We start from the raw sequence: 16,364 nt of genomic DNA on the forward strand, positions 1-16,364 counted from the left end.
GACCAGGCTAGAGGGCTTACCGTCCCGGTGGGTGGCCCGGGGCAGGCCCTTTCACTCCTGGTGGTCCACCATCGCGATCAACTGTTCGACCACCGTGTCCGGCTCGACCGTCCGGTCGACCACCGCGACCAGCAGGGTTTCCAGGTCGGGATAGCCCTGCTCCTCGGCGAGCCGGCGCAGCGGCAGGTCGTTGGCGAGCCCCCGGTCGTGCTTGCGCAGCGTCAGCCCGATGGTGGCCCGACCCAGCCGTACCTTGTCGGAGATCGAGATCGCCGGCTCCTGGTGGTCGGCGAACCAGCGGTTGATCTGCATCTGCGCCTGCGGCGACTTGACGAAGCCGAGCCACTCCTTGCGCGGCCCCGGTGGGGCGACCGCCAGGTCGAACTCGCCCTGCGCGTCGGTCTCGCTGAAGATCTCGACCACGTCGCCCTCGTCCAGTTCCGACGAGAGCGGGGCCAGCCGGCCGTTGATCTTCGCGGCAAGGCAGTGGTCGCCCCGGTGCGGGCCCAGCTCGTACGCCAGGTCGACCGGGGTGGAGCCGGCCGGCAGGACGATCTGCCGCCCCTCGGCGAAGACCTGGATCTGGGTCTCGGCGAGGTCGCAGCGCAGCGACTGGAGGAACTGCGCCGGGTCGGCGGTGTCCCGTTCCCAGTTGAGCACCCGCTGCAACCAGTCGAGCTGTTCGGCGCTGCCCGCCGCGCCCACGCCGGGCTTGGGGAAGCGGAAGTCGGCGGCGACGCCGTACTCGGCGGACTGGTCCATCGTCTTGGTCCGGATCAGCACCTCGACGGTCCGCTCGTCCGGCCCGATGACGGTGGTGTGCAGGGACTTGTAGAGGTTGTTCTTCGGCGCGGCGATGAAGTCCTTGAACCGCCCGGCGACCGGCCGCCACAGCCCGTGGATCGAGCCGAGCGCGGCGTAGCAGTCGGTGTCCGGCCCGTCCACCACGATGGCGATCCGGGGCAGGTCGAACGGGGTGGTCTGGTCCCGGACGACCGTGTCCTTCCAGATCGAGTAGTAGTGCCGGTCCCGGCGCCGTACCGTCGAGATGATCTTGTCGCGCCGGAGTACCACCTTGGCCTGGGCCACCACGTCGTCGAGATAGCCGGCCCACTCCGGCCGGTTCTGCACGTACTCGTCGATCCGGGCGTACGCCTCGGGTTCGAGGTGGCGCAGCACCACGTCGTCCAGGTCGCGCTTGAGTGCCTGGATGCCGAGCCGGTCGCAGAGCGGGACCAGCACCTCCTGGGTGGCGCGGGCGATCCGGGCCCGGGAGGCGAGCGAGCGGGCGTCGAGGGTACGCATGTTGTGCAGCCGGTCGGCGAGCTTGATGATCAGCACCCGGACGTCCTTGCCCGCGGCGATGATCATTTTGCGGATCGTCTCGGCCTCGGCGGCCTTGCCGTAGAACGCCTTGTCGAACTTGGTCACCCCGTCGACCAGGTGCGCCACCTCGCGTCCGAAGTCGCCGGTGAGCGCCTGGAGGGTGTAGCGGGTGTCCTCCACGGTGTCGTGCAGCAGCGCGGCGACCAGGGTGACGGTGTCCATCCCCAACTCGGCGCAGATCTGCGCCACCGCCAGCGGATGCGTGATGTACGGCTCGCCGCTCTTGCGGAACTGCCCCCGGTGCATGCTCTCGGCAATGGCGTAGCTGCGGCGCAGCACCCCGACGTCGGCGCTGGGGTGCACGCTGCGGTGTGCCCGGACCAGTTGGGTGACCGGATCGTCCTCAGCGGACGGCCAGGACAGCAACGAGCGCAGCCTTCTGCTCAGCGTGATCTCCGTCGGGCGGGCGCTTCCGAAGGCAGCGCCGTGACCGGCTTCGAGGTCCACGCGGAGCCACCTCCTCACTCACCGCCACGTCCGGTGCCGACGGACGCGCGGAAGACCAGTGCGCACGCAAGCCCCGAAATCGGGCAGGACTGCACTTCTCTAACAGCCTAAAGGAGTGAAGGTCGTCCGATCGGTCACTTGCTTATGTGCGTTCGGTCGGGAGTTGCCTCGACGATGCCGCCTCGGCCCGGACCAGCAGGTCACGGAACCGCCCCGCGCCCCTGGCCGGGGAGGCCCAACCAGCGGATGTCTCGACCAGCCGCGTGTCGGGCCGTTCCAACCAGGACAGGATGCGTTCGGACTCCTCGGCCGAGGCGTTCGGGACCGGACCGTGCCCGGGCAGCACCGTCTCGGCGGTGGCCCGGACCAGGTCGAGCACCTTCCGGGGCGGCACACCCGGCGCGGCGGTGCCGGCCCCGGCCAGCCGGCCGTGCCGGACCACCGCGATCTCCCAACCGCCGTCGGCGGTCCGCCGGGCGGCGGCCAGCTCGCCGATCCGGGTCAGCCCGACCAGGCGTTGCATCCGGACGGTGGCCCGGAGCACCGCCGCCAACCGGCTCCGGAGCACCGCCGCCTCCTCGTAGCGCTGGGCGTCGGAGAGCACCCCGATCCGGGCCAGCAGCGCGTCGACCAGCACCTGCGGGTCGTCGACCAGTGCCGAGCGGACCGGCTCGACCGCGCGCTGCGCGTACTCGTCGACCGAGATCCGGTGCTCGCAGGGTGCCGGGCAGCGACCCAGCTCGGCCAGGGCGCAGGCCGGGCTGGTGGTCCGGACCGAGAGCCTGGGCGTGCACTGGCGCAGTGGCACCGCGTCGTGCACCCCGGCCGCGGCGAGCTCGGCGGAGCGGCGGGAGCTGAACGGGCCCAGATAGGCCGCGTCGTCCGGGCCCAACGAGCGGACCAGGGACAACCTCGGGTACGGCTCCGAGGTCAACTTGAGCCAGACCACCCGCTCCGGGAACTTCGACCGGCGGTTGTACGGCGGGGCGTGCGCCCCGATCAGCCGCAGCTCGCGCACCTCCGCCTCCAGCGGATGGGCGCACTCGATCGCCTCGACCCGCTCGGCGGCGGCCAGCATCTCCGAGATCCGGGCGCGCTTCTCCGCGGCGGTGAAGTAGCTGCGGACCCGGGTGGCGATGTCCCCGGAGGTGCCGACGTAGAGCGGCCGGTCGTCGGCGGCCCGGAAGATGTAGACCCCGGGCACCCTGGGCAGCCCTTCGGCCAGGTGCCGCTTGCGGCGCTGGGTCGGGGTGACCGCCTTGGCGAACTCGATCGCCTCGCCGAGGGTCTCCACCCGGTGCCCGCCGAGCCGGGCGATCAACCCGTGCAGCACGTCCACGGTGGCCTTGGCGTCGGCCAGCGCCCGGTGGCTCGGCTGGTGCGGGGTGCGGAAGTAGGCCGCCAGGGTGCCGAGCTTGCGGTTGGGCACCTCGTCCCGGGTGAGCACCCGGCGGGCCAGCGCCGCCGTGTCCAGCACCCGGGGGTTCGGCCAGGCGTAGCCGTGCCGGGCGCAGGCCGCCTTGAGGAAACCCACGTCGTACGGGGCGTTGTGCGCCACCAGCACCGCACCCCGGAGGAACTCCAGCAGGCTGGGCAGCACCTCCTCGACCGGCGGGGCGGGCAGCAGCATCGCCTGGGTGATCCCGGTCAGCACCGTGATGAACGGTGGAATCGGCTCACCCGGGTTGACCAGGGTGGCGAGCACCCCCAGCTCCTCGCCGCCGCGCACCTTCACCGCGCCGATCTCGGTGATCCCGCCGCCGTCCGGGGCGCCTCCGGTGGTCTCCAGGTCGAGCACCACGAAGGTGGTCCGGCGCAGTGACGTCGCCTCGTCGGGCCAGCCGTCCGCGCCGGGAGTGCCGTCCGGCAGGCCGTCCAGCGTGCCCTGGACATATTGAGGTGAGACCACGGCGGGCAGGTTAGGCGGCACGTACGACACTTCCGTATCATCCGTACCAGTCGTTACCGGGGGCCGACGGGGCGAGATCATCTGAGGTGTTGGGCGATCGGTAGGGTGTCGGTGGGAGACTGGCGGCATGCCCCGCGCCGAACCGTCCGACGACCGCCTCCCGGAGGAGGCGGCGCAGCTCGCACGCGCTGAGCGTGCTGGCGATCCCGGGCGGGACGGCGGCACCGACGAGCCGCGTCCGGCCGCACCCGGCACCGACGAGGCGGAATCGACGCTGGTCACCGACACATCGCCCGGTCCGGGAGGCGGAGCGGCCGTGCCGCCCGCCGGCCCGCTGACGGAGCCGACCGGCGACGACCCGATCGACACCGAGTCGCCTGGTGCCGAGTCGGGCGCCGGTGGGTGGGGCGACGGCGACCCCCTCGGTGCCGGATCGGCCGGTACCGGATCGGCTGGTACCGAGTCGGGCGACGGTGGACCTGCGGATCGCGAGCTGGAGCCGACCCTGCCGGAGCCGGTGCGGGCCCGGATCGTCAGCCTGGCCGCCGCCGCGTTGCCGACGCTGCCCACCGACGAACTGCCGCCGCCGCTGCGCCGGGTCGCCAAGTTCGCGCCGAACCGGCGGGCCCGGCTCGGCGGCGGACCGATCGCCACCCAGCTCGCCGCCGATCCGCTGTTTCGGCAGCGGGTCGCCAGCCGGGTCCTCGCCGAGGCCGGGGAACTCGGTTCCGTGGTGGTCTCCGGTGCGAGTCCGGCCGCCGCCGATCCGGTGGAGGTCGCCGCGCTCGCCTACCTGACCCGGCCGCCGGGCTGGCGTGACCTGGTCGAGGACGCCGGTGCGGCGGTCCGGGCCGAGGCCGACAGCGCGGTCGTCGCCGAACTGGTCCGCGAGGCCGAGCAGCGGGCCACCCGGGCCGAGCACGACCGTGCGGTGGCGAAGGTGGAGGCCGACAAGCTGCGCGACGAGGTGGCCCGGCTCCGGGAGGAGTTGGGACAGCTCCGGGAGGAGAACCGGGTGCTGGGCCGGACCCTGCGGGAGGCCCAGGCCGGGCAGCGCCGGGCGGCCGAGTTGCTGGCCACCGAGAAGGGGCGGGCCAGCCGGGCGGCGGCCGACCACGAGGCGGAGCTGCGCAGGGTACGAGCCCGGCTGGCCGAGGCCGAGGCGGCCGCCGGTGCGGTCCGGCAGACCGCCAAGGAGGCTCGGTCGGTCGACGACGCCCGGCTCTGGCTGCTGCTGGAGACGATCGGCCGGGCTGCGGTCGGACTCCGCCGGGAACTCGCCCTCGATCCCGCCGACCGGTTGCCGGCCGACTACGTCGCCGACGCGTTCGCCGAGCGTCCGGCGACGGCCAACTCGGCCCGGGCGCTGGACGCCGACGACCCGGTCCGGCTGGACGAGCTGCTGGCCCTGCCCCGCGCGCACCTGGTGGTGGACGGTTACAACGTCACCAAGCGCGGCTTCGGGGACATGTCCCTGGAGCAGCAGCGCAAGCGTCTGATCACCGGTCTGGGCGGCATCGCGGCGCAGACCGGTGACGAGGTGACGGTCGTCTTCGACGGCGCCGAGCGGATGCACGGGCTGCCGCCCGCACCGCGCGGGGTGCGGGTGCTCTTCTCCCGGAAGGGCGAGACCGCCGACGACCTGATCCGCCGGCTGGTCCGGGCGGAGCCGGCCGGGCGGCCGGTGGTGGTGGTCTCCTCCGACCGCGAGGTCGCCGACGGGGTACGCCGGCACGGCGCCTACCCGCTCGGCGCGGACTCGCTGCTTCGCCGGCTCGCCCGGTCCTGACCAGCACCTCCGGCTCGACCTGTCCACGACGTGCGAATGGTCGGTGCCCCGCCGTGGCCCGGCCGCCGCCGCTTTGTCCGTTGATCATCTGGATGGGGGCGTTGGGCGGCAACGGAGGTTTTGTCGTACCCCTGTTCTACGGTGGGTGTCACGGACGGTGGCCGCGTCACGACAACACCGTCTCCCGCTGCTTTGAGGAGTGAGCAGATGCTCATCGACTGCGACAGTTGCACCCTCCTCCGGGGTGCGGCCTGTTCCGGGTGCCTGGTGAGTGCCCTGCTGGACCAGCCGCCAGGGCAGGCTTCGTTGACCGCCGACGAGATGCACGCGATCGAGGTCTTCACCAGGGCCGGATTCGACGTCGAGATCCTCGACGCCCCGGTCTCGGCGCCGACCCGGCTCGCCAGCCGGCGCCGGGGTCGCCGGGTCGCATAGTCCGCCCCGGCGCGGTCCTGCCGGCGCAGCTCGCCCGGCACACTCCGCCCGGCAGGGGATTCCGGCCGGCGGGTCCGGCATAGGATTGGCCGCGCGATCGGGCCGGCGAAAGGGCGGAGCGGATGACCCAGTGGGTACGGACGACGGCATGACGCCGCGTGCCTGGGCCGGGCTGACCCTCGTCGCCCTCGTGCTGCTGCTCGTCGCCGCCACCGCGCTGCTGGTGCCGTGGCACCGCCCACCCGCGCCCCGCGCCGACCAGCTCGCCGCGCTCGACGAGCTGGATCCGGCCGAGGTGGCCCGGGGGAGGGCCTTCGCCGCCGCGCTGCGCCCCGGTGGCTACGCCGCGCTGGCCGTCGGGCTGGTGATCGCCCTGCTGCTCGGCCTCACCCCGCTGGGCGCGAAGCTGATCGCCCTGGTCGGGCGCCCCTTCGGCGACAACTGGATCGCCCAGGCCGTGCTCGGCGGCCTGGCCGTGGTGCTGGTGGCCGACCTGGTCACCCTGCCGTTCGCCGCCTGGCGGCACGCGGTGGTGGCCCGCTACGGGCTCTCCACCCAGGGCTGGGGCGGGTGGACCGTCGACCTGCTCAAGTCGTACGCGGTCAGTGCCGTGATCGGCGCGGTGGCGCTGCTCGGCTTCTACACGGTGACCCGACTGGCCCCGAGGTGGTGGTGGGCGTTCGGGGCGGCCGGTGCGGCGGCGCTGGTCACGCTCCTCTCCTTCATCCTGCCGGTGCTGGTGGAGCCGATCTTCAACCGGTTCACCCCGATGGAGCCGGGGCCGCTGCGCACCCAGCTGATGGCGCTGGCCGACGCCGACGGCGTACCGGTGCAGGACGTGCTGGTCGCGGATGCCTCCCGGCGCACCCGGGCGGTCAACGCGTACGTCTCCGGGTTCGGTCCGACCCGGCGGATCGTCGTCTACGACACCCTGCTGCGTGAGGCGCCGCCCGCCGAGGTGGCGAGCGTGGTCGCGCACGAGCTGGGCCACGCGAAGGACCGGGACGTGCTGACCGGCACCCTCACCGGAGCGCTCGGCGCGGCGGCGGCGGTCGTCGCGCTCTACCTGCTCGGCTCGTCGACCGCGCTGCTGCGGGCCGCCGGAGTCGACTCGGTGGCCGAGCCACGGGCGTTTCCGCTGCTGCTGGCCCTGGTGACGGTGGCCGGGCTGGTGGCGACGCCGGCACAGGCCTGGGTCTCCCGGCAGGTCGAGGCGCGGGCCGACGCGCACGCCCTGGCGCTGACCGGTGACCCGGGTTCGTTCGAGTCGATGCAGCGGCGGCTCTCCAGCGTCAACCTCGCCGACCCCGACCCGCCCCAGTGGGAGTACCTCTTCCGGGCGAGTCATCCATCCACAGTGGAGCGCATGGCCGCGGCCCGCGCGTACGCCCGAGGAGCCGGCGGTTGACCAGGACTCTGCTCGTCACCAACGACTTTCCGCCGCGCCCCGGCGGGATCCAGTCCTTCGTGCACGGTCTGGCGGTACGGCAGCCGGTCGGATCCGTGCTGGTCTACGCCTCCACCTGGCGCGGCGCCGACAAGTTCGACGCCGACCAACCGTTCGAGGTGGTCCGCGAGCCGACCGGGGTACTGCTGCCGACCCGGCACGTGGCGCGGCGGGCGGCGGAGCTGGCCCGGTCCTACGACTGCGACACCGTCTGGTTCGGTGCGGCGGCCCCGTTGGGGCTGCTCGCCGCCGGACTGCGCCGCCGCGCCGGGATCGGCCGGGCGGTGGCCCAGACGCACGGTCACGAGGTCGGCTGGGCGGCGCTGCCGGGTGCCCGGTCGGCGCTGCGCCGGATCGGTGACGGTGTCGACGTCACCACCTACCTGGGGGAATACACCCGGGTACGGCTGGATCGGGTGCTGGGTGGCCGCACCGAGCTGCGCCGCTTGGCTCCCGGGGTGGACGTCGACGTCTACCACCCGGACGTGGACGGGGCCGAGGTCCGGGCCCGGCACGGCCTGGCCGACCGGCCGGTGGTGGTCTGCGTCTCCCGGCTGGTGCCGCGCAAGGGACAGGACGCGCTGATCAGGGCGCTGCCGGAGATCCGTCGCCGGGTGCCGGGGGCGGCACTGCTGGTGGTCGGCGGCGGACCGTACCGGGCGACGCTCGCGAAGCTCGCCCGGCGGGCCGGAGTCGCCGGCGAGGTGGTCTTCACCGGCTCGGTGCCGACCGCCGAACTGCCGGCGCACTACGCCGCGGGGGACGTCTACGCGATGCCGTGCCGGACCCGCAACGGCGGGCTGGACGTGGAGGGCCTGGGCATCGTCTATCTGGAGGCCTCCGCGACCGGGCTGCCGGTGGTGGCCGGGAACTCCGGTGGCGCCCCGGACGCGGTCCTGGAGGGCGAGACCGGGTACGTCGTCGACGGCCGGGACGTCGGCCAGCTCGCCGACCGGGTGGCGACGCTGCTAGCCGACCCGGAGCTGGCCCGCCGGATGGGTGCCGCCGGTCGCGCCTGGGTGGAGCGGGAGTGGCGCTGGGAGCGGCAGGCGCGGCGGATGACGGAACTGCTGACCGGCTGACCGGCTCCCCGCCCCGGTAGGCCCCCATCAGTACCGCCCGCACCGGGAACGTACGCCGGTTTCCCCGTCCGGCGATGAGGCCGGCCCGGGGAACAGGTGACATGCAACGATGGTCATCGACGCCTGGGCATGGCAGTCTGTAGTGGTGCAGAACGCCGCATTGAGCGGTTCCGTCGCGGCGGTGGCCACCCTGCTGCTGGCCGCCGGCTACGGTCTGTGGCGCCGCCACCTCGACGGACGATTCCGGCGGCAGTCGCCGACCACCCCGCTCTCCCGGCCCGGCTCCGCGCCGCGGTCGGACGATGTCTCCGATCCGGCTGTCGACCTCCGGGGCCGGCCTCCTGCGGCGCCACCACCGCCGGGCGCGGACCCGGCCGCTGACAACGGCTCCACGCCGGGCGTCGGGGTCGGACTGCCGGTCGACCCCGGACTGCTGGCCGCGCTCGGGATCCGGCCGGGCGCTTCCGCCACCCTGCTCCAGTTCTCGTCGGCGTTCTGCGCGCCGTGCCGGGCCACCCGGCAGGTACTGGCCGACGTCACCGACACCCTGGACGGGGTACGACACGTGGAGGTCGACGCGGAGAGCCAGTTGCCGGCGGTACGGGCCCTGGGCATCTGGCGTACCCCCACCGTGCTAGTGGTCGACGCCGACGGGCGGATCGTGCAGCGTGCCGCCGGAGTGCCGGCCAGGGCCCAGGTCCTCGCGGCGGTGGCGCCACTGCTGCGCCGGGGGCCGTCATGACCCGGTGGACCGCCGGGAGTGTCGGGGTGGGCGTACCGTCCCGGCACCGGAAGGTCGGCCCCGGCCGGCCGGCCTCCCCGCTCCGCTACTGACCAGCTAGACGACCCGGCGGCAATCCCGCGTCCACGTCCCGACGGGCGCCGTGCCGATGACCGGCGCCGTCCCTGCCCACCGAGGTGAACATGTTGCTCGACCCCCGTGGACCGCGCTTTGCCGCGGTAGTCACCACGCTCGTCCTGGTCGTGGTACTCGTCACCGGCTCGGGTTGGCTGGCGCTGGCCCAGGCGGTGGTGTTCGCGATCGCCGCCGTCGACCCGCGCCGCAGCCCGTACGGTCTGCTGTTCCGGGCCGTGCTGGCGCCTCGGCTGGCCCGTCCCGCCGAGTTGGAGCCCGTGGCGCCGGTACGCTTCGCCCAGCTTCTCGGGCTCGGTTTCATGCTGGTGGCCGCCGCCGGCTATCTCTCCGGCGTGACCTGGCTGGGGCTGCTCGTCTCCTGCCTGGCGTTGGCCGCCGCCTTCCTCAACGGGGCGTTCGGGCTCTGCCTGGGCTGTGAGACCTATCTGGCGTTCCGCCGGATGACCGGCCGGGCGATCCCCGCCCGGGTACCCAATCCCTCGAACTGACCACGTCGGGGACCCCGCCGACCCGGTCACCGGCTGCGGCAGTGCGTGGTGTGCCGGCTGTGCCTGCGGTGACTGCCGTGGCAGGTGCGGCGGGGCGCCGGGGCTGCCCGGAGACCAGCGGCCGTACCGCTGGCATCCGGCCCCCGGCGGGCCCGCCGCCGACGATCAGAGCTGCCGACGATCAGAACTTCGGGGCGTCCGGCGCTTCGAGCAGGCCCAGCCGGAGCGCGGTCATCAGGGCCTGGGCCCGGTTGGCCGCGCCGAGCTTCTCGTAGAGCTTCGAGATGTGCGTCTTGGCCGTCGACTCGCTGACGAAGAGCTGCTTCGCGATGCCGGCGACGCTCATCCCGTCGGCCAGCAGGCGCAGCACCTGGCCCTCCCGGGGCGAGAGCTGCGGGCCGGACGGGGCGAGGCGGCGCTTCATCGCCTCGGCCAGATCCGCGGCGGTGAACGCACTCGGCGAGGAGGCCGCGTGCCGGGCGGCGGCGACGACCTCGTCGGCGGGGGCGGTCTTCGGCACGAAGGCGCTGGCACCGGCTTCGAGGGCGCCGAAGAGCTGGTCGTCGCCCGCGTACATGGTGAGCACCACGATTCCCATCGTGGCGCTGGACTTGCGCAGTGCCCGGGTCGCCTCCAGCCCGCTCCCGTCGGGAAGGCGGAGATCCATGATCACTACATCGGGTTGCAGGGCGCCGGCCTGGCGGACCCCCTCGGCGGCAGTGGCGGCCTCGCCGACGACCTCGAACTGCCGGTCCCGCTCGAACGCGTGCCGCAGGCCCTTACGAATCAGGTCATGATCGTCGACGAGCAGGACCTTGGTCCGAGTGGTCGGCATGGGGCTGGTGGTCATGCTCGGGTTACTCCCCTTCTGATGCGGTGACGCTATCGCGCACGTTATCGCGCCGGGACGAGGTTCCGAGCACCACTGCCACCGTCGTGCCGCTGGGGTGTCGCGGACTGATCTCTAGCCGGCCCCGGATACGTTCCGCCCTCTCCGCCATGATCGCAAGACCATACCTGCCATCGGGCCGCTGGTCAGCGATGCCCTGACCATCATCCGACACTTCAATTTGGGCGAATGGGGGGTCCACGGCACAGGTGACCCAGAGATTCGACGCCCCGGCGTGCTTGCGGGCGTTCGTGATCGCCTCCTGCGCGATGCGCAGCAGCTCCGCTTCGGTGGCCGCCGGCAGCCGGGCGGTGGACTCGTCGAGGGTGTAGTGCACCCGCAGGCCGGCGGAGGCACCGACGGTGCGGGCGTACTCGGCGATGGCGGCGGCGAGCCCGCCGTGCCGGTCGACCTCGCTGCGCAGCTCGAAGAGGCTCAGCCGCAGTTCGGTGATCACCCGGGTCACCTCGCCGCGCAGCGTACGCAGCTCCTCGGCGGTCTCCTCGGCCTCCGGCGGGAGGGTGGCCAGGGCGTTGTCGATGCCGTACCCGACCATCACGAGTTCCTGGGCCACCCCGTCGTGGATCTCCCGGGCCAGTCGCTGCCGCTCCTCGTTGGTGGCCAGCGACCGTACCTCGTCGAAGAGGAGCGCCGCCTCCAGCCGGAGCGCCGCCGGCCGGGTCAGTGCGGTCACCTGGGCCACCACCGGGGGCGGATAGGCGCCCGAGACGTCGGCCTCCAGGGTGACCAGGCCGACCGTCCGTACCCCGGCGACCAGCGGTACGACCAGCGCCGACACCTCGCCGCCGGAGTGCGAGCGGGCCTGTGACCGGTGTGCCGTCTGGGGCTGCTGGCTGGCCCAGGCGTCGGCGATCGCCGAGTCGGCGTCCAGCGTCGTCTCCCAGTCGACCCGGTCCACCCCGGCCTGGGCGAGTACGACCAGCCGGCCGCCGCCGCTGGCGGAGAGCACGGCGGCCCGGTCCGCCCGGGTCACCCCGCGCAACTCCTCGATCAGGTGCTCGGAGATGCTGCCCGGATCGAGGGTTGCTCCGGGCAGTTGTCGGGCGACACTGCGTAACTGGGTCAGCAGTCGGGTCGCCTCGGTGTACGGCTGCGGCCGGGGCTCGCCGCGGGCCTGGACTATCCGTTGCAGCGAACCCGCCGCGAAGAGCCCGAGCGCGGCCAGGATCACCCACTGGGCAGCCACGGTCAGATAGCCGACCTGGCTGATCTGCGGCCCGCCGTCCCCGACGGTGAGGGCCCCGCTGACCACCAGCGTCACCGCGGCGACCACGATCAGCGCGATGCCCTCCCGGATCCGCCGCTGCAGGGCCGCCACGGTGAGGGGTACGGCGAGGTAGGGCAGGATCGCCGACGCTCCGACCCCGGGCATCGGGGTACCGATGTTCGCCGCCGCGGCGACCTGGCCGGCGGCCAGCCCGACCAGGACGACCTCGGCGAACCGGCCCAGCGGGGCCAGTACCCGGTGCCCGGGGGCGACCACGGCGGGGATGCCGGCGACGGCGAGCAGGGCGACCCAGCGGAGTTGCCCGGGCTCCCGGGTGGCGATCAGGGTGAGGACCGCGACGAGCGCGAGCATGATGACCCGCGCCGCCGCCGCGAGCGGGTGCGGACGGGGAAGGCCGGAGGTCGAGGCGGGCACCTGACGGATGGTAGTCAGTTGCCGTATATCTCGGCGATTTCCGCCGAGTATGTCTTCTCCACGACGCTCCGCTTGACCTTCATCGACGGAGTCAACTCGCCGGTCGCCTCCGCGAAGTCGCGGGGCAGGATCCGGAACTGCCGGACCGACTCGGCCCGGGACACCGCCCGGTTCGCCTCGTCCACGGCCCGCTGGATCTCGGCGCGCAGGTCGGGGTCGTCGCGAAGCTCCCCGACCGGGGTGCCGTCCGGCCGGCCGTGCTCGCGCAGCCAGGCCGGCAGCGCCTCCTCGTCGATGGTGACCAGCGCGGCGACGAAGGGCCGTCGGTCGCCGACCACCATGCACTGGCTGATCAGCCGGTGCGCCCGGATCCCGTCCTCCAGTACGGCCGGGGCGATGTTCTTGCCGGCGGCGGTGACGATGATCTCCTTTTTCCGCCCGGTGATGCAGAGAAAGCCGTCGTCGTCCAGTTCGCCGAGGTCGCCGCTGCGGAACCAGCCGTCCGAGGTGAGCACCTCGGCGCTCGCCTCGGGGTTGTTCCAGTAACCCTGGAAGACCACGTCACCGGAGATCAGGATCTCTCCGTCGTCGGCGATCCGGACGGTCACCCCCGGCAGCGGCCGGCCGACGGTGCCGATCCGGATGGCCCCGGGCAGGTTCACCGCGACCGCCGGGGAGGTCTCGGTCAACCCGTACCCCTCGTAGACCACCACCCCGACGCCCCGGAAGAAGTGCCCGAGCCGGGCGCCGAGCGGTGCTCCTCCGGAGATGGCGTTCTGGCAGCGTCCGCCGAGCGCGGCCCGGAGCTTGCGGTAGACCAGTCGGTCGAAGACCCGGTGCCGCAGCCGCAGGCCCAGGCTCGGTCCGGACGGCGTGTCCAGGGCTTGGCTGTACGCGATCGCCACCTGCTCGGCGGTGGCGAAGATCTTGGCCTTCCCCTCGTCGGTCGCCTTCTGCACCGCGCCGGTGTGGACCTTCTCGAAGACCCGGGGTACCGAGAGCACGAAGCTGGGCTTGAACTCCTTCAGCTCGTCGACCAGGTTCTTCGTGTCGGCGCTGTGCGCCACGGTGGCCCTGGCCCGGACCGTGCCGATCTGGATCAGCCGGGCGAACGAGTGGGCCAGCGGCAGGAAGAGCAGGGTCGAGGCGCCCTCGTTGAAGAGGTTCGGCAGCACCGGGATGGCGTTGCAGATGTCGGAGAGCATGTTCCGGTGGGTCAGTACGCAGCCCTTGGGGCGTCCGGTGGTGCCACTGGTGTAGATGATGGTGGCGATGTCGGCCGCCTTGACCGCCTTGCGTCGTACGTCGACCTCGGCCGGGTCGACCCGGCCACCGAGCGCCACCAACTCGTCGATGCCGCCGAGTTCGATCTGCCAGACCTGCTCCAGGCCGGGTAGCCGGTCCCGGACTCCGGCCAGCGTCATCGCGTGCCCGTTCGTCTCCAGTACGCAGGCCACCGCCCCGGAGTCGGAGAGGATCCAGGCGACCTGTTCGGGGCTGGAGGTGTCGTAGATCGGTACGGTCACCCCGCCGGCCGCCCAGATCGCGTAGTCGATCAGGGTCCACTCGTAGCGGGTGCGGCTCATCAGCCCGACCCGGTCGCCCGGGTTGATCCCGGCGGCGATCAGTCCCCGGGCCACCGCGACCACCTCGTCGCGGAACTGCCGGCAGGTCACGTCCGTCCAGCCGTCCTGCTGTCCGGCGGCGTCGACGGCCCGCCGGACGAACTGCACGCTCTCCGGGGCCTCCTCGGCGTTGTCCCAGACCGGGTCGGTGAGGTTGGCCGCGTCCCCGATCGTGACCGCTGGGGGAACCGAGAACTCGCGCACCTGCACTCCCTCGTGCTCGTATCGACCCGGCCAGCCCGGCCGGTCGGACTACCCGCAACCTACCTTCGAGCGAACCGGACCGCCCGACCAGGTGGGTCGAGTCGGAACGAATGGGTCGAGGCGGTCAGTCGGAGTCGCCCCGCTGCGCGGTAGCCTGCCGGGCATGGCGGATTCCTCCACCCAGTCCATCGTCATAGCCGCGCCGCCGGCTCGGGTAACGGCGGTGATCTGCGACTTTCCGCGCTATCCGGAATGGGCCGACGCGGTGAAGCGGGTCGAGGTGCTCGAGGAGTACGAGGACGGTTACCCGGCTCAAGTGCGGTTCGTGCTCGACGCCTCGGTGATGACCGACGAGTACACCCTGGCCTACGAGTACGCCGAGGACGTCTCGCGGATCGAGTGGCACCTGGTGGAGCCCTCGCGGATGCAGAAGGTCCAGAACGGGTCCTACGACATCGAGGACAACGGGGACGGCACCTCGACGGTGACCTACACCCTGGAGGTCGAGCTCTCGGTCGGCATGTTGGGGATGTTCCGGCGCAAGGCCGAGAAGATGATCATGGATGCCGCCCTGACGCAGCTCAAACGGCGGGTGGAAACTCTTGACGGGACCCGGTGACGCTCCCGGGCGCGACGGCGACCCTGGGCGCGACGGTGGCCCGGAGGGCGGTGACGGCTCCGGGCCGGATACCGGGACCACCTCGGGCGGGGCGGGCGTAGAGGAGCCGATCATGGACGACAGTGGTTCGTACGGGGGAACACCCGATCCGGGTTCCGCCCGGGAGGAGGCCGAGCGGCTGGTCGCCGCGGCGCTGGCGATGGCCCGGTCGGCCGCGTCGGAGGCACGGGACCGGGCGGTGTCCTTCGGCCCGCTCGGCCAGATGATCTCCGAGGTGCTGGACCAGAGCGGTGTGGTGCCCCGAGCGGACCGCCCCGAGCCGGCCACCCCGGGTGCCCCGCCGACGGACGGCGCCGCGCGGAACCCCGCCGAACCGACCCAACCGACCCGTCCGACCCAACCGACCCGTCCGACCCAACCGACCCGTCCGACCCGGCCGCACGGCGCGACGGCGGAGTCCGGGCTGGCGGCCACCTCGGGACCTCCCGGCGACGCCACCTCGGGACCTCCCGGCGACGCCACCTCGGGACCTCCCGGCGACGTCATCCCACCACCTCTCGACGACACAGCGCCGCCGACCGGCGGGGTGCCGTCGCAATCGGGCCGGACCGCACCCGGGGCGCAATCGGGCCGGACAACAGCCGGAGCGCCGTCCGACGACGGAGGGGAGTCGCCGGCCGGAGCGCCCTCGGGGACCGGGGCGCCCTCGGGGACCGGAGCGTTCTCGGGGACCGGAGCGTTCTCGGGGACCGGAGCGTTCTCGGGGACCGGAGCGTTCTCGGGGACCGGGGCGCCCTCCGGGACCGGGGCGCGGTTCGGGGACGGTTTCGCCACCGGTGATCCCGAGTGCTGTGTCTGCCCGGTCTGCCGGTCGATCGCCGCGCTGCGCGACCCGAGTCCGAGCCTCGCCGAGCGGTTGGCCACCGGCGCCGGTGACTTCGCGGCCGGAGTGGCCAGCCTGCTGCGCGCCCTCTCCTCGGTCACCGCCCCCGCCGAACGCGGCACCGGTCCGGGCGGCGGTACCGCCGGTTCCGCGACCGGCGACGACACGACCGGGGACAGCTGGGCGACGACCGGGGACAGCTGGGCGGCAGCCACCCGCGCGAGCACCACCGACCCGGACGTCAGCGCCGGGAGCGGGGGCGCCGCGCAGCATTCCACGGCTCCCGGCGCCCCGCCCGGGGCCCCGTCGGCCGACGTGCCGGGGCCCCGGCACGACACGGTGTGGCGCGAGGCGACCAGTACCAGGCATGATTCGTGGCCGGCGGGCGAGCCGGACGACGTCTGGGCGGCCGCCACCCGTGCCGAGGCCGGAACCGGGGAGACCGGGACGACCGCCGGTCCGGACCGGGTGACCCCGGCCGGGGCGGAGCAGGCCCGGCCCGCCGCGCCGCCGGCCACCGGACGACCCCCGGTGCCCGCGTCGCGGCCCCCGGAGGGACCGGTCGCCGCCGGTCCCGGCGAGCAGGCCGCCCCCGGCGAGGACGGCTGACCGCCGGGACGG

General features: G+C 73.4%; 13 protein-coding genes. 8 read left to right on the top strand and 5 right to left on the bottom strand.

Annotated elements, in window-relative coordinates; translation table 11 throughout:
• Positions 1-51: 51 nt before the first annotated feature.
• Both V1634_RS10315 and V1634_RS10320 read right to left on the bottom strand, forming a co-directional pair.
• On the bottom strand, positions 52-1,833 hold the full coding sequence (locus V1634_RS10315; protein ID WP_331207530.1) for a RelA/SpoT family protein: 1,782 nt from the start codon (positions 1,831-1,833) through the stop codon (positions 52-54).
• 142 nt (positions 1,834-1,975) lie between these two features.
• Entirely contained in the window at positions 1,976-3,742 is a 1,767-nt protein-coding gene (locus V1634_RS10320) for a DEDD exonuclease domain-containing protein (protein ID WP_331207531.1), read from the bottom strand.
• 127 nt (positions 3,743-3,869) lie between these two features.
• Between V1634_RS10320 and V1634_RS10325 the strand changes: the two genes are divergently transcribed.
• From V1634_RS10325 to V1634_RS10350, 6 genes are all read left to right on the top strand, one after another.
• A complete protein-coding gene (locus tag V1634_RS10325; RefSeq protein WP_331207532.1) occupies positions 3,870-5,531 on the top strand; it encodes an NYN domain-containing protein in 1,662 nt (553 codons plus the stop codon).
• A 207-nt stretch (positions 5,532-5,738) separates the two neighbouring features.
• Entirely contained in the window at positions 5,739-5,966 is a 228-nt protein-coding gene (locus tag V1634_RS10330; protein WP_331207533.1) for a hypothetical protein, read from the top strand.
• Positions 5,967-6,114: 148 nt separating this feature from the next.
• Complete coding sequence (locus V1634_RS10335; RefSeq protein ID WP_331207534.1) at positions 6,115-7,374, top strand: M48 family metallopeptidase; 1,260 nt, start codon at positions 6,115-6,117, stop codon at positions 7,372-7,374.
• On the top strand, positions 7,371-8,495 hold the full coding sequence (locus tag V1634_RS10340) for a glycosyltransferase family 4 protein (RefSeq protein ID WP_331207535.1): 1,125 nt from the start codon (positions 7,371-7,373) through the stop codon (positions 8,493-8,495). Before V1634_RS10335 ends, V1634_RS10340 begins: the two co-directional genes overlap by 4 nt.
• A 109-nt stretch (positions 8,496-8,604) precedes the next feature.
• The gene (locus V1634_RS10345; RefSeq protein WP_331207536.1) at positions 8,605-9,237 is read left to right on the top strand and encodes a TlpA family protein disulfide reductase; all 633 of its coding nucleotides are present in this window, start codon (positions 8,605-8,607) and stop codon (positions 9,235-9,237) included.
• Positions 9,238-9,419: 182 nt separating this feature from the next.
• Positions 9,420-9,860 carry a DUF4395 domain-containing protein gene (locus V1634_RS10350; protein WP_331207537.1) on the top strand — a complete coding sequence of 147 codons (441 nt, stop codon included), beginning with the start codon at positions 9,420-9,422 and terminating at the stop codon, positions 9,858-9,860.
• 181 nt (positions 9,861-10,041) lie between these two features.
• Here V1634_RS10350 and V1634_RS10355 read toward each other — a convergent pair whose 3' ends face one another.
• From V1634_RS10355 to V1634_RS10365, 3 genes are read right to left on the bottom strand one after another with little or no spacing between them, the layout of a single operon-like run.
• On the bottom strand, positions 10,042-10,710 hold the full coding sequence (locus tag V1634_RS10355) for a response regulator transcription factor (RefSeq protein ID WP_091557164.1): 669 nt from the start codon (positions 10,708-10,710) through the stop codon (positions 10,042-10,044).
• A 7-nt stretch (positions 10,711-10,717) separates the two neighbouring features.
• On the bottom strand, positions 10,718-12,412 hold the full coding sequence (locus V1634_RS10360; RefSeq protein WP_331207538.1) for a GAF domain-containing sensor histidine kinase: 1,695 nt from the start codon (positions 12,410-12,412) through the stop codon (positions 10,718-10,720).
• Between the two features lie 14 nt (positions 12,413-12,426).
• Positions 12,427-14,241: an AMP-dependent synthetase/ligase gene (locus V1634_RS10365; RefSeq protein ID WP_331207539.1), complete on the bottom strand. Its 1,815-nt coding sequence runs from the start codon at positions 14,239-14,241 to the stop codon at positions 12,427-12,429.
• Between the two features lie 163 nt (positions 14,242-14,404).
• On the opposite strand from V1634_RS10365, the gene V1634_RS10370 reads away from it, so the two are divergent.
• Both V1634_RS10370 and V1634_RS35435 read left to right on the top strand, forming a co-directional pair.
• The gene (locus V1634_RS10370) at positions 14,405-14,860 is read left to right on the top strand and encodes an SRPBCC family protein (protein ID WP_331207540.1); all 456 of its coding nucleotides are present in this window, start codon (positions 14,405-14,407) and stop codon (positions 14,858-14,860) included.
• Between the two features lie 112 nt (positions 14,861-14,972).
• A complete protein-coding gene (locus V1634_RS35435) occupies positions 14,973-16,352 on the top strand; it encodes a hypothetical protein (RefSeq protein ID WP_407951753.1) in 1,380 nt (459 codons plus the stop codon).
• Positions 16,353-16,364 lie beyond the last annotated feature (12 nt).

Origin of the sequence: Plantactinospora veratri, assembly GCF_036421995.1 — a bacterium.
Taxonomy (GTDB): Bacteria; Actinomycetota; Actinomycetes; order Mycobacteriales; family Micromonosporaceae; genus Plantactinospora; species Plantactinospora veratri.